The sequence below is a fragment of the Amycolatopsis vancoresmycina genome (assembly GCF_000716785.1).
Lineage (GTDB): Bacteria > Actinomycetota > Actinomycetes > Mycobacteriales > Pseudonocardiaceae > Amycolatopsis > Amycolatopsis vancoresmycina.
Genome location: NZ_JNYY01000018.1, coordinates 121888 through 134597, shown reverse-complemented (window position 1 = coordinate 134597; position 12710 = coordinate 121888). Strand labels below are relative to the sequence as shown.

Here is a 12710-nt window from a genome sequence, read left to right as displayed (position 1 = left end):
TACCCCACCTGAAGACTGCGGTGTCCTTCACTGTGCCGGCGGCCGCACCGCCATAGCGTTTCGAGCATGACGACTGAGGCGGTTCGGCTCGAGGCCGTGCGCAAGGTGTACGGCGGCGTGGTCGCGCTGGACGGGGTTTCGATCGCGTTCCCGCGCGGCGGGTTCACCGCGGTGATGGGCCCGTCCGGGTCGGGCAAGAGCACGTTCCTGCACTGCGCGGCCGGTCTCGACCGCCCGACGTCCGGCCGGGTCGTGCTCGACGGCCAGGACCTCGACGGCAAGAACGAGACCTACCTGACGAAGCTGCGGCGCGACCGCGTCGGCTTCGTCTTCCAATCCTTCAACCTGCTCCCGGCACTGACGGTCGAGCAGAACGTGGTGCTGCCGCTGCAGCTGGCCGGCAAGCGCGCGGACAAGCGGCTGGTGGAACGGATCCTGACGCACGTCGGCCTCGACGGGCGCCGCAAGCACCTGCCCGGCCAGCTCTCCGGCGGCCAGCAGCAGCGCGTCGCGATCGCGCGGGCCCTGGTCACCAGCCCCGCCGTGCTGTTCGCCGACGAGCCGACCGGCGCGCTCGACACCCGGACCGCCGCCGAGGTGCTCGGCCTGCTGCGCGACTCCGTCCGCGGTGGCGGCCAGACGGTGATCATGGTGACCCACGACCCGGTCGCCGCGTCCTACGCCGACGAGGTCGTCTTCCTGGCCGACGGCCGGATCGCCGGGCGGCTGGCCCGGCCGACCGCGGAAGCCGTCGCCGAGCGGATGACCCACCTGGGGGCCTGGGACCGGGTGGCGGCCTGATGTTCAAGCTCGCGGTGCGGACCCTCCGGCTGCGCAAGGGCGGGTTCCTGGCGACGTTCGTCGCGGTGTTCTTCGGCGCGCTGGTCGTTTCGGCGTGCGGTGGCCTGATGGAGACCGGCATCCGGTCCGAGACGCCGGTGCAGCGGCTGGCCGCGGCCCCGATCGTCGTCGGCGGGCAGCAGACGTTCGAGCAGCCGCGCGAAAACCCGGCGACCCTGGATCCGGAGGACAAGCACCGGACCGAGACCGCGACCCTGCCCGAGCGCGTCCGGCTCGACGCGGCGCTGGCCGATCGCCTGCGCGCGGTCCCGGGCGTCACGAACGTGGTCGGCGAGGTCAGCTTCCCGGCGCAGATCGGCGCCGCGAGCGTGCTCGGGCACGCCTGGGACTCCGCCGTGCTGACGCCGTACGCGCTGAAGGGCGAGGCGCCGAAGCCGGGCGAAGTCGTGGTCGACGCCGGGCTCGGCCTCGCCGTCGGCGACACGCTGCCGGTCGCCGCGCACGGCCGCGTCGGCCAGTACCGGATCTCCGGGATCGCCGAAGCGCCGCAGGCCATGCGGGACTCCGCGCTGTTCTTCGCGCCTTCGGACGCCGACAAGCTCTCCGGGTATCCGGGCCGCTTCGACGCGATCGGCGTCTTCGGCGGTGACGTCGCCGCGGTGACGGCGGCGGTCGGGGACGCCGGGGTCGTGACGACCGGCGTCGACCGCGGCGCCCTGGAGTTCCCCGAGACCGGCAAGAGCGGCGAGAACCTGATCGTGCTGGCCGCGGTGTCCGGCGGGCTGTCGGTGCTGGTCATGGTGTTCGTCGTGGCGGGCACGCTCACGCTGTCGACGCAGCAGCGCCAGCGTGAACTCGCGCTGCTGCGCGCGGTCGGCACGACCCCGCGCCAGCTGCGGCGGATGGTGCTCGGCGAGGCGTTCGCCGTCGGGCTGCTCGCCGTCGCCGCCGCGGTGGCGCTCGGGCCGGTGCTCGGGAACTGGCTGTTCGGGCAGCTCACGGACCACCACGTCGTGCCCGACGTGCTGCGGTTCGAGCAGGGCTGGGTCCCGGCGACGGTCGCCGCGGGCGCGTCGCTGCTGGCCGTCGTCGCCGCGGCCTTCGTGGCGGGACAGCGTGCTTCGCGGGTCCGCCCGACCGAGGCGCTCGCCGAAGCCGCCGTCGAGCGGCGCTGGCTGACGCCGATCCGGCTGGTCACCGCGATCCTGTGCTTCGGCGGCGGGACGGCGCTCGCGATCGTGACGGTCGCGGTGATGACCGGCCCGGTCGCGGCCAGCACGGCCGGTCCGGCGGTGATGCTGTGGGCGTTCGGCCTCGCGGCCATCAGCCCCGGCGTCACGAAGCTGGTGGCGACGCTGCTGCGCTGGCCGGTGCACGCGCTCACCGGCGTCAACGGCCGGGTCGCGCTGCGCAACACCCGCGTCGGCGCGGTGCGGGCGGCCGGCGCGGTCACCCCGATCATGCTCGCGGTCGGCATCGCGACCGCCAACATCTACCTGCAGACCACCCAGGAAGCCGCCTCGAACCAGGCGTTCACCGAGGACCTGCGCGCGGACGCCGTCGTCGGCGCGCCGGGCGGGCTCGACCCGGCGGTCCTGGACCGGGTGCGTGCGGTGCCGGGCGTGGCCGGCGCGTCGGAGTACGTGACGAGCACGGTGTTCGTCGAGAAGCCGTTCGACGACGGCCAGAACGACGACGGCCGGCCCGCGCTGGGCGTCAGCGAGCTGACCGGGACCGCCGTCGAGGTGCCGGCGACGCTCGGCCACCACGTCGGCGACACGCTGTCGCTGAAGCTCGGCGACGGCACGCCGGTGGACGTGCGGGTGACCGCCGTCGTGAACCAGCGCCCGGGGTTCGAACGGCTCGTGCTGCCCGCCACGCTGCTGGCCCCGCACACGACCCTCGGGCTCGCACCGCAGCTGCTGGTCCGCGCCGCGCCCGGCGTCGACCCGGCGACCCTCACGGCCCGCCTCCGCGAGGCGACGGCCGGGCTGCCGGTGTTCGTCGGCGACCGGGAGGCGCTCATCGCGGCGCACGCCAAGGGCAACGAGGTCGGCGCCTGGGTCAACTACCTGCTGGTCGGGATGATCCTCGCGTACACGGTCATCTCCGTGGTGAACACGCTGGTGACGGCCACCGCGCGGCGGCGCCGCGAGTTCGGGGTGCAGCGGCTGAGCGGCTTCACCCGAGGCCAGGTGCTGCGCATGGCCGGGGTCGAAGGCGGCCTGATCGCGACCATCGCGGTGCTGCTCGGCACGCTCGTCGCGGCCGGGGCGATCGTGCCGTTCTGCCTGGTGGTGACCGGGTCGCTGCTGCCGTCGGGCCCGGTGGCGATCTACCTGGTGGTGCTGGCGATCGCGGTGGTGCTCTCGCTGGTGGCGATCCTGGTCCCGGCCTGGGCGGCGACGCGCGGGCGTGCGGTCGAGGCCACATCCGTCGGTGAGTGAACGCGGCCGTGTGTAAGACTCACGGCCGTGGCGAACCCCGGGTTGGATCAAGCGGCGAAACTCGAACTGGCCAGGCTGGTCACCGATCTTTCCGTGGTGCACGGAAAAGTGACCCTGGCGTCCGGCAAGGAAGCCGACTACTACATCGACCTCCGGCGGGCGACGCTGCACCACGCGGCCGCGCCGCTGATCGGCAAGCTCCTGCGCCAGCTGACGGCGGACTGGGACTACGTGGCGGCCGGCGGCCTGACGCTGGGCGCCGACCCGGTGGCGCTGGCGATGCTGCACTCGGCGGCGAACGACGGGGTCGTGCTGGACGCGTTCGTGGTCCGCAAGGCCGTCAAGGAGCACGGCATGCAGCGGCGCATCGAGGGCATGGAGGTCCGCGGCCAGCGCGTGCTGGCGGTGGAGGACACGTCCACGACCGGCGGCAGCGTCCTGACGGCGGTGGAGGCCCTGCGCGAGGCGGGCGCGGACGTGGTCGGCGTCGCGACCGTCGTGGACCGCGACACCGGGGCGCGGGAGGCCATCGAGAAGGAAGGCCTCGAGTACCGGTACATCCTCGGCCAGGACGACCTCGGCTTGAACTGACGCGGCGGACCGGGGACCCGCGGTCCCCGGTCCGTGCGGCTCACTTCCCGAACAGGTCCTTCGCGGCGTCCTTCACGTGTTCGACCGCGCCCTTGAGGCCGGCCTTCGCCTGGTCCGCCTGGCCCTCGGCCTGCAGCTGCTCGTCACCGGTGGCCTGGCCGGCCGCCTCCTTGGCCTTGCCGCCCAGCTCCTCGGCCTTGTTGCTGATCTTGTCGCCCAGCGACATGGGGCACCTCCCGGTCCGGCGGCGCCCCGGCGGGGCGCCCTGGTGCCGTGAAGACCACCGGGACGCGCGATCGTCACGGACTCGCCCGGGTGACAACCGTCACCCAGAATCGGTGCGTGACGATTTCCGCCCGCCGGTGTCCTCCCGCAGAGGAGGTGCCGTGACGACGACTACGCCGCTCGACGACGTGACTCTCGTCGGCCGCGCGCGGGACGGGGACGTCCGGGCGTACGAGCAGCTCGTGCTGCGCTACCAGGGCCCGATGTTCCGGCTCGCCGTGAAGATGCTCGCGCACCGCGGCGACGCCGAGGACGTCGTGCAGGAGGTGTTCCTCAACGCCTGGCGCAAGCTCGACCAGCTCGGCGAGGACGCCGCCTTCGTCGGCTGGCTCTACCGGGCCACCACGAACCGCTGCCTCAACGCGATCCGCGCGCGCAAACCCCAGGCCGACGTCGACCTCGACACCGCCGAGTCGCCGCGGACCGATCTGCAACCGGAGCGGGCTGTCCAGGTGAGCAGCCAGCTCGCGGCGTTGAACGCGGCTCTGGAGCAGCTGACCCCCGAGCAACGGGCGTGCTGGCTGCTGCGTGAAGTGCACGGCCGGTCCTACGAAGAGATCGGCGAAACCGTCGGCGCGAACGCGACGGCCGTCCGCGGCCGGATCGCGCGCGCCCGGGCCCAGCTGGCGGAGGTGATGAAGCCATGGCGATGACGGACTACGAACTGCCCTGCGAACGCGATGTCGAACAGGTGTGGGAGCGGCTCGACGCGGTCGGCGCCGGGCTGGCCGACGAACACGAACTGACCTGCCCGCACTGCCGGGCCGCCCGAGAAAGCCTGCTGGCGCTGCGCGAAGCGACGTCGGAACTGGTGGCCGAGGAAGACGCGCCCTCGCCGGACCTGTTCGGCCGGATCATGTCGGCCGTGCGGGCGGAGGTGCGGCGCGGCTCGATGGTGCGGCTGCCGACCCCGGAACCCGGGTTCGTCGAGGTCAGCGAGCAGGCGGTGGCGGCGGTGCTGCGGTACGCGGCGGACACCGTCGACGGCGTCCGGGCGCGGCGCTGCCGGGTGCGGACCGTGCCCGGCGGGGTCGAGGTCGAACTCACCCTCGCGCTGAGCCTGCGGAACGCCACGGGCGGCGAAGCGTTGGCGAAGGTGCGGGAGCGGGTGACCGCGGCGGCCGCGGCCCGGGTGGGCCTGACGCTGGCGAAGCTCGACCTGTTCGTGGACGACCTGTATGAGGAGCCGGGGGAATGAGCGTCGATTACGTGGTCGCCGATCCGGTGATCGCCAGCGTGGCGGCACGGGCGGCGATCACCACGCCGGGAGTCGTGCGGCTCGAACCGGGCCTGCGCGGCCTGGTGACGGCGTGGACGCGCGCGGCCCGCCAGCGGTGGCGGGGCCTCGACCCGGCGCCGTCGGACGGCGTCCGGGTCCGGACCGCGGACGGCCGGGTGACCGTCCACATCGACCTGGTCACCGCGGCGGCCGACCAGGCCGCCGCGGTGGGCCGGGCGGTCCAGCGCGCGGTGACGCGGTTCGTGGCCGAGCAGACCGGGCTGGTCGTCGACGAGGTGACGGTGTCCATCATGGACATCGAACCGGCGGTCCGGTGACGGCGGACGACGCCGTCGAGAAGATCGTCGGCGTGCTCAAAGAAGTGGACGGCCTGCGCCCGGCGACGCCGGTTTCGCCGGGCACGACGTGGCTGCCGGTCGACTGGGACGGCATGGCGGTGGAACTGGACACCGACGTGGTCCGGATCCGCCTGATCGCGACCCGGCTGCCGATCCCGCCGTTGCTGGACCGCGCGGCGGACGCCGTGCGCTCGGTCCTGGCGGGTACCGAGTGGGCGGAAGCGGGGCTGCAGCTGGTGGTCACCGACCTAGACGGCGCCGCTTTCGCGTGAGACCCACGTCACAGTGACGGTTCCCCGACCGGGGGTGTCCTCAGTTACGAACAAGGCGAAAAAGCCTTGTCCCGCAGGACATCCAAGGAGGACCACCATGACCGTGACGGCCGAGAAGAACACCGTGGCCACCACCACCGAGTCCGCGCTCGTCACCAAGCAGGGCACCACGACCATCGCCGACACGGTGGTGCAGAAGATCGCCGGGCTCGCCGCGCGCGAGGTCCGTGGTGTGCACGACCTCGGCGGCGGCGCGGCGCGGGCGCTGAGCGCGATCCGCGACCGCATCCCGGGCGCGTCCGCCAGCGTCGGCCAGGGCGTGTCGGTCGAGGTCGGCGAGAAGCAGGCCGCGGTCGACCTGCAGGTGCTCGTCGAGTACGGCGTCGCCATCGCGGACCTCGCGCGTTCGGTGCGCCGCAACGTGATCACGGCGATCGAGCAGATGACCGGGTTGCAGGTGGTCGAGGTGAACATCAACGTCACCGACGTCCACATCCCGGGCGACGACGAGGAATCCACCGGCTCGGACCGGGTGCAGTGACGTGAACGCGACCCTGATCGGCCTCCTTTTCGGCGTGGCACTGGGTTTCGCGGCCGGCTTCGGCGGGTTCGGCGCCTTCGTCGCGGTGCTGCTGCTCGGCGGGCTCGGCCTGCTGGCCGGCCGCTGGGCCGACGGCAAACTCGACGTGTCCGCCCTCGTGGGCGCCGCCCGCGATCGGAGGTAGCGGTGGAACGCGGAGTGACGACGGTGGCCCCGCGCGCGGTCCGGCGCATCGCCGCCCGCGCCGCCCGTGAGGTCGGCGGCGTGGACGGCGCCGTCACCGCGGAGGCCACTGTGGACGGAGAAGTGACCACTTTGGACATCCGGCTGCCGGTGACCTACCCGGCCCCGATCGCGGCGACGGCCGAGCGGGTCCGCGTCCACCTGCGCGAGCGGGCGGCGGACCTGACCGGGCTCCGCGTGGAGCGCGTGGACATCACGATCGCCGGCGGTGCCCGGTGAGGCGGCCGAGGCGGAGCGTGCCGGCGGCGCTGACGGCCCTGGTGGTGCTGGCGGTCTGCACGCTGGTGACGACGGCGCTGGTGCAGCGGCTGCTCGGGCAGCGGCCGGTGCTGTCGTACGACGCGGTCGCCGCCCGGGTGCACGCCACGTCCTGGAACGAACTGCCCGTGCTCGTCGGGGGCGGGGCAGCGGTTCTGGCGGGGTGCGCACTCCTGGCGGCGGCCCTCCTCCGCGGCCGCCCGGTGGTGGTGGCGCTCGCGTCGGCAGCGGGGATCGACGCGGGCACCCCCCGCCACGGCTTGGAGCGCTCGCTGCGAGCGGCGGCCGAGTCGGTCGACGGGGTGGCGGCCGCCGGGCTGCGGCTGGGGCGCCGGAAGGTCCGGGTGAAGGTCCGGACCAACCGGACGAACCGGGAGGGCCTGGCGGAGGCGGTCCGGACCGCGGTCCAAGGGCGCCTGGAGCGGGTGGGGCCGGCGAAGGTGCCGGAGGTACGGGTACGGGTACGAGGAGGTCGGCGGTGAACGGAGTGGTGCAGGAAGCGCAGGGGGTCGGTGCCGGTTGCGGGCGGGTTGGTTCTCGTTCGACCGGAGCGGTGAGCGGCGCCGAGGCGCTCGGAATCACTTCCGGAGGTGCGTGATGAACCGCCCAGCCGCCCTGAACCGCACCCTCCTCGCCCTGATCGGCCTCGTCCTGCTCGCCGCCGGTGGGTTCGCCGTGGCCACGCACTTCGGGGAACTCCGCCTCCTCGACCCCTCCGCACCGCTGGTCCCCGGTACCGCTCCGCCGCCCACCTGGGTCTTCTACCTGGTCATCGCCGGCGCCGTCGGGCTGGGGCTGCTCTGCCTGCGGTGGCTGGCCGCGCAGGCGTTCCGCCGTCCGAAGGCCACCACCTGGCGGACCACCGGGGACGCCGGCGCCACCGTGCTGGGTTCCGCGACCGCCGCCGCTCCGGTCGCGGCCGATGTCGAGACCTATCCGGGCGTCCTCGCCGCGTCGGCCTGGCTGTCCGGGCCGCGGGACGCTCCCGCACTGGACCTCGTCGTCACCACCGGCCGGGACGCCGATCCCGCCGCGCTGCGGCAACGGGTTGCCGAGCACGCCGTGCCACGGCTGCGGCAGGCCCTCGAAGTCGGGGACCTCCCCGTGCGGCTGGAAATTCGGCTGACCGCGAAAACCGGGTCTCGCGCGCGCTGACCCCGGCGTACCGTCGGGGCATGGAGGAGGACCCGCAGCGCCCACATGACCCGAACCGGAAGAAACCGGACGGTGCGCCGGACCAGTACCCCCACGAGGAGCCGACGCAGTACCCCGCGAAGCGGCCGCCGGAATTCCCACCCGGCGTAACGCCTCCGTCACCACGCAGGTGAACGGGTTGCTCCGCTGGGTTAAACATCACACCGCTGGGCATCCATAGAGGCGGACGATCCCGGGCGGCGGAGTAAAGTCGCTGGTAGGGGGATCGGTGGAGGGGGGTGCGATGGCGAAGTTCCTGGCCGACGTGACCGTCGCGGTGCACATTCTGGCCCTGCTGCTCATCGGGTTGGGGGGCTTCCTCGCCTGGCGCTGGCCGAAGCTGATCTTCGTCCACATGTTCGCCGCGGCCTGGGGCGTGCTGGTGAACGTGACGCCGGTGCCGTGCCCGCTCACCGCGCTGGAGAACTTCTTCCGCCACCAGCAGGGCCTCGGCGACCTGCCCGGCGGCTTCAACGCCTACTACCTCTACGGCACGGTGTTCCCGCAGTCGTGGCTGCCGGCGATCGGGATCGTCGCGATCGTGGTCGTCGCCTACTCCTACGTCGGCGTCTACCACCGGTGGCGCCACCGCCACGACGAGGAAACCCACGTGCGCCCGGTCCACCTGGGCTGAGCGACAATCGCCGGGTGAACACCACACCCGGGCCCACCGAATGGGTCAGCCGCGAAGAGGTCGGCGTCGGCCCGTGGCCGGGTGAGTGGCCGTCGGACGAGCGGTACGACCCCGAGCTGCTGCGGGACGGCGACCGCCGGAACGTCGTCGACGCCTACCGCTACTGGCGCCGCGAAGCCATCGTGTCCGATGTGGACAGCCGGCGGCACCCGTTCCACGTGGCCATCGAGAACTTCCAGCACGACCACAACATCGGCACCGTGGTCCGCACAGCGAACGCGTTCGCCGCGGCCGAGGTGCACATCGTCGGCCGGCGGCGCTGGAACCGGCGCGGGGCCATGGTGACCGACCGCTACCAGCACCTGCGTCACCACGACGACGTCTCGGGGTTGGTGGATTTCGCCGCGGAGCAGGGGCTGGCCGTCGTCGCGGTCGACAACACCCCTGGTTCGCAGCCGGTCGAGACGGCCGAGATCCCGCGTGCGTGCGTCCTGCTCTTCGGCCAGGAAGGCCCCGGGCTCTCCGGCGAAGCGCAGGAGGCCGCGTCGCTGGTGGTGTCGATCGCGCAGTTCGGCACCACCCGTTCGATCAACGCCGGGGTCGCGGCCGGGATCGTCATGCACGCCTGGATCCGGCAGCACGCCGACCTCGGCCGTGCCTGGTGACGCCTACAGGCCCCAGCCCCAGCGCAGCTGGACCACGCCCGTCGCGTTGTTCGTCTCCAGGCCGCTGCCGCTCTGCCGCGTGATCGAGTACGTGTCACCCGACCGCAGGCCGGGCCAGTAGACGACGCCGATCTGCCGGGACCGCGCGAGGTCCGTCGTGGCGGCGAAGTACGCGGTGAAGTTGTTGCCGTCCTGGTGGCCGGCCGAGTAGTTCAGGCCGGTCGTCATCGGGGCGCCTGCCTCGTCGATGATCGTGCGGGCGGAGTACGACCCGAGCCGGTTGCTGAGGTTCGCCGTCCACGCCGAGCGGGTCGTGTCCGAGGCCCAGAAGCCGTAGAAGTGCAGCGAGAGCAGCGTGCCGTCCAGCGCGCTCGCCGCGCCGACGCCGGTCACGTTGTCGTTGTAGCCGGTGCCGCTGATCAGCACCCGGCCGCGCGGGATGGTCGAGTGCCGGGACAGCCAGGTCGAGCAGAGCGACACCCAGTCGTTGAGGCTGTAGCCGAACGGCTCGTTCATCGGTTCGAAGTAGACGTTGCCGTTGCCGCCGTAGTCGCTGGTGACCTTGTCCCACATGGTGTTCCAGGCGTTGACGTCGTCGACGAAGCCGTCCTTGTTCGCTTCCCAGTAGCCGAAGATGACCTTCATGCCGTGGGCCAGGGCCGAGTCGGCGGCGCCCTTGTACCGCCCCCACCAGTCGGAATTGACGCTCTGCGGGTTGATCGGCAGCCGCACGGTGTTCGCGCCGAGTTTCTGCTGGAAGCCGGTGATGATGCCGTCGGCCTTGCCGCGGACGCTGTCGTAGCTGTCCCCGGCGGTGAGGCCGGTCGGGATCACCCAGCCGTCCACGTAGTTGTCGCGAGCGTCCGCCCAGTTGACGCCGCGGAACCCGTTGGTGGCGGCGACGGCGTCGTGCGGGACGGCGAAGAGGGGAACGAGCAAGAGGGCGAGCAGGCAGCGACGGAAGCGGGCCATGCGAACTCCGATGTTCACGTAAACATGCCGCGTCGAGAATCCTCGATGGCCCCCGGCACGTCAAGGGTCAGACGGGGGTGACCTCGACGGGAATGCCGTTCAACACCGACGTTCCGGACGGAACGTCCAGCAGCGTCTCGTCGGCGACGAGGTTCGAGTTGACGCCGGGGTTCGCGCTCGCGACCCGCGTCCGCGAGCCGTCGGCGTCGTGGCCCCAGCCGTGCGGGATGCTCACCACGCCCGGCCGGATCTCGTCGGTGACCTCCACCGGGACCTGCAGTTTCCCGGCGCGGGACGTCACCGACGCGAGGCCGCCGTCGGTGAGGCCGAGTCGGGTCGCGTCGGCCGGGTGGACCTGGACCGTGCAGCGGTTGCCGCCGCGGACCAGGGGCGCCAGGTTGTGCATCCACGAGTTGTTCGAGCTCAGGTGCCGCCGACCGATCAGCACCAGGCCGTCGTCCGCGGTTTTCGCGAGCTCTTCCCGCAGGCGCGGAACGTCGGCGACGATCTCCGCCGGCGCCAGTTCGATCCGCCCGGACGCGGTGCACAGCACCTCCGGGATCCGCGGCTTCAGCGGCCCGAAGTCCACGCCGTGCGGGGCGGCTTCGAGGTCGGCGAGCGTGACGTCGTACGGCCCCGCGCGCAGCATCAGGTCGACCAGGCGCGCGGGCCCGGTCCGGTCTTGGGTGACCGCCAGCCCGGCGCGGCGGGCGACGTCGGCGGCGACGAAGTCGTCCAGCGCCGCGACGTCGGCCTCAGGCCCCTGACCGGCGACGATGCCGGTGAGCCGCAGCATGGTCTCCCACTCCTGCGGCAGCGCCGACGGCAGCGTCGCGGGGGTCCAGTTGGCGATGTTGCGGATGGACAGCTGGTAGAAGGCCAGGTCGAAGTGCGGGCGCTCGAGCGGCGACGGGCCGGGCAGGATGACGTCGGCCTGCCGGGACGTCTCGTTGAGGTAGACGTCGACCGAGATCATGAAGTCGAGGCTTTCCAGCGCCGCGGCCAGCCGGCCGGCGTTCGGCGTGCTCAGGCAGGGGTTGCCGCTGACCGTGATCAGCGCGCGAACCTGGCCCTCGCCCGGCGTCTCGATCTCGTCGGCGAGCGTCGCGACCGGCAGTTCGCCGACGACCTCGGGCAGGCCGCGCACGCGGCTGCGCCAGCGCCCGACGGCGAACGGGCGCCGGTTCCCGGTGGGCTGGCACGCAGCCAGCGGGAACATCGCGCCGCCCGGGCTGTCGAGGTGGCCGGTGAGCACGTTGAGGACGTCGACCAGCCAGCTCGCGACGGTGCCGAACGCCTGGGTCGTGGTGCCGATCCGGCCGTAGACCACGGCGTTGTCCGAGGTCAGCTCCCGCGCCATCCGGCGGATCTCGCCGGCATCGATGCCGGTGCGCGGGGCGACGGCCTCCGGGGTGAACGGTTCGGCCAGCGCGCGGACGTCGTCGAGGCCGTTGAGGTGGTCTTCGAGGCGGCCAGGGGCGACGAGGTTCTCCGCGAACAGGACGTTGACCAGCGCGAACAGCAGCAGCGCGTCGGTGCCGGGGCGGATGGCGTGGTGCTCGTCGGCGAACGCGGCGGTGCGCGTGCGGCGCGGGTCGACGACGACGATCTTGCCGCCGCGCTCGCGGATCCCGCGCAGCCGCCCGCGGATGTCCGGCGCGGTCATCAGGCTGCCGTTGGAGACGAGCGGGTTGGCGCCGAGGATCAGCAGGTGCCGCGTCCGGTCGAGGTCGGGCACCGGGATGGCGAGCGGGTCGCCGAACATCGTGCCGGCGGAGTAGTGCTTCGGCAGCTGGTCGACCGAGGTGGCGCTGTAGAAGTTCTTGGTGCCCAACGCTTTGTAGAGTACGCGGCCGTAGAGGGTCAGCGCGATGTTGTGCACGCCGGGGTTGCCCGCGTACACGGCGACGGCGGCGCGGCCGTGCTGTTCGATGATCGGCGGGAGGCGGCGGGCGATCTCGTCGTACGCCTCCTGCCAGCTGACCTCGACGAACTCGCCGTCGCGCTTGAGCAGCGGGGCGGTCAGCCGGTCGGGGTCGTGGTGCAGGGCGCCGAGCGACGCGCCCTTGGGGCAGATGTAGCCCCGCGAGAAGACGTCCTTGTCGTCACCTTTGACGCGGGTGACCTGCTGGTTCGCGTCGAGCGTCACTTCGAGACCGCAGGTGGCTTCGCACAGCGGGCAGGTGACGTGGGCCGTCGTCATGACCACCGAACATACCGAGCGGTATG

General features: G+C 72.6%; 17 protein-coding genes. 14 read left to right on the top strand and 3 right to left on the bottom strand.

Annotation, left to right across the window (positions count from 1 at the left end):
* The first annotated feature begins 66 nt into the window (after positions 1 to 66).
* The 3 genes from OO60_RS34925 to pyrE are packed head-to-tail and all read left to right on the top strand — an operon-like array spanning position 67 to position 3839.
* Positions 67 to 801 (top strand): ABC transporter ATP-binding protein, encoded by a 735-nt coding sequence (locus OO60_RS34925; RefSeq protein WP_004559432.1) that lies wholly within the window; start codon positions 67 to 69, stop codon positions 799 to 801.
* On the top strand, positions 801 to 3248 hold the full coding sequence (locus OO60_RS34920) for an ABC transporter permease (RefSeq protein ID WP_033262950.1): 2448 nt from the start codon (positions 801 to 803) through the stop codon (positions 3246 to 3248). The genes OO60_RS34925 and OO60_RS34920 overlap by 1 nt, the downstream gene beginning before the upstream one ends.
* A 27-nt stretch (positions 3249 to 3275) precedes the next feature.
* Positions 3276 to 3839 carry an orotate phosphoribosyltransferase gene (gene pyrE / locus OO60_RS34915; RefSeq protein ID WP_033262949.1) on the top strand — a complete coding sequence of 188 codons (564 nt, stop codon included), beginning with the start codon at positions 3276 to 3278 and terminating at the stop codon, positions 3837 to 3839.
* 40 nt (positions 3840 to 3879) lie between these two features.
* Here the strand turns inward: pyrE and OO60_RS34910 are convergent, their stop codons facing one another.
* Positions 3880 to 4065 carry a CsbD family protein gene (locus OO60_RS34910; RefSeq protein WP_033262948.1) on the bottom strand — a complete coding sequence of 62 codons (186 nt, stop codon included), beginning with the start codon at positions 4063 to 4065 and terminating at the stop codon, positions 3880 to 3882.
* A gap of 160 nt (positions 4066 to 4225) precedes the next feature.
* Here OO60_RS34910 and OO60_RS34905 point away from each other — a divergent pair, with 160 nt between their 5' ends.
* The 11 genes from OO60_RS34905 (at position 4226) to OO60_RS34855 (ending at position 9509) form a co-directional block, all read left to right on the top strand.
* Positions 4226 to 4777, top strand: a complete 552-nt coding sequence (locus OO60_RS34905) for an RNA polymerase sigma factor (protein ID WP_033262947.1) — start codon at positions 4226 to 4228, stop codon at positions 4775 to 4777.
* Positions 4768 to 5322 (top strand): hypothetical protein, encoded by a 555-nt coding sequence (locus tag OO60_RS34900; RefSeq protein WP_033262946.1) that lies wholly within the window; start codon positions 4768 to 4770, stop codon positions 5320 to 5322. Before OO60_RS34905 ends, OO60_RS34900 begins: the two co-directional genes overlap by 10 nt.
* Positions 5319 to 5681 (top strand): Asp23/Gls24 family envelope stress response protein, encoded by a 363-nt coding sequence (locus OO60_RS34895; RefSeq protein WP_033262945.1) that lies wholly within the window; start codon positions 5319 to 5321, stop codon positions 5679 to 5681. The genes OO60_RS34900 and OO60_RS34895 overlap by 4 nt, the downstream gene beginning before the upstream one ends.
* On the top strand, positions 5678 to 5974 hold the full coding sequence (locus OO60_RS34890) for a hypothetical protein (RefSeq protein ID WP_004561753.1): 297 nt from the start codon (positions 5678 to 5680) through the stop codon (positions 5972 to 5974). The genes OO60_RS34895 and OO60_RS34890 overlap by 4 nt, the downstream gene beginning before the upstream one ends.
* Before the next feature lie 97 nt (positions 5975 to 6071).
* Positions 6072 to 6515 (top strand): Asp23/Gls24 family envelope stress response protein, encoded by a 444-nt coding sequence (locus OO60_RS34885; protein ID WP_004561754.1) that lies wholly within the window; start codon positions 6072 to 6074, stop codon positions 6513 to 6515.
* 1 nt (position 6516) lies between these two features.
* Positions 6517 to 6699 (top strand): hypothetical protein, encoded by a 183-nt coding sequence (locus OO60_RS34880; RefSeq protein WP_004561755.1) that lies wholly within the window; start codon positions 6517 to 6519, stop codon positions 6697 to 6699.
* Positions 6700 to 6701: 2 nt separating this feature from the next.
* On the top strand, positions 6702 to 6977 hold the full coding sequence (locus tag OO60_RS34875) for an Asp23/Gls24 family envelope stress response protein (protein ID WP_033262944.1): 276 nt from the start codon (positions 6702 to 6704) through the stop codon (positions 6975 to 6977).
* Complete coding sequence (locus OO60_RS34870) at positions 6974 to 7498, top strand: DUF6286 domain-containing protein (RefSeq protein ID WP_033262943.1); 525 nt, start codon at positions 6974 to 6976, stop codon at positions 7496 to 7498. The genes OO60_RS34875 and OO60_RS34870 overlap by 4 nt, the downstream gene beginning before the upstream one ends.
* Before the next feature lie 115 nt (positions 7499 to 7613).
* On the top strand, positions 7614 to 8171 hold the full coding sequence (locus tag OO60_RS34865) for an alkaline shock response membrane anchor protein AmaP (protein WP_004561758.1): 558 nt from the start codon (positions 7614 to 7616) through the stop codon (positions 8169 to 8171).
* 283 nt (positions 8172 to 8454) lie between these two features.
* Positions 8455 to 8844, top strand: coding sequence for a DUF2784 domain-containing protein (locus OO60_RS34860; RefSeq protein WP_004561759.1), 390 nt, complete (start codon positions 8455 to 8457; stop codon positions 8842 to 8844).
* A 14-nt stretch (positions 8845 to 8858) separates the two neighbouring features.
* Entirely contained in the window at positions 8859 to 9509 is a 651-nt protein-coding gene (locus tag OO60_RS34855) for a TrmH family RNA methyltransferase (protein WP_004561760.1), read from the top strand.
* 3 nt (positions 9510 to 9512) lie between these two features.
* On the opposite strand, the gene OO60_RS34850 is transcribed toward OO60_RS34855, so the two are convergent.
* Positions 9513 to 10481, bottom strand: coding sequence for a cellulase family glycosylhydrolase (locus tag OO60_RS34850; protein ID WP_004561761.1), 969 nt, complete (start codon positions 10479 to 10481; stop codon positions 9513 to 9515).
* Positions 10482 to 10548: 67 nt separating this feature from the next.
* On the bottom strand, positions 10549 to 12684 hold the full coding sequence (locus OO60_RS34845; protein WP_033262942.1) for a molybdopterin-dependent oxidoreductase: 2136 nt from the start codon (positions 12682 to 12684) through the stop codon (positions 10549 to 10551).
* Between the last annotated feature and the right edge of the window lie 26 nt (positions 12685 to 12710).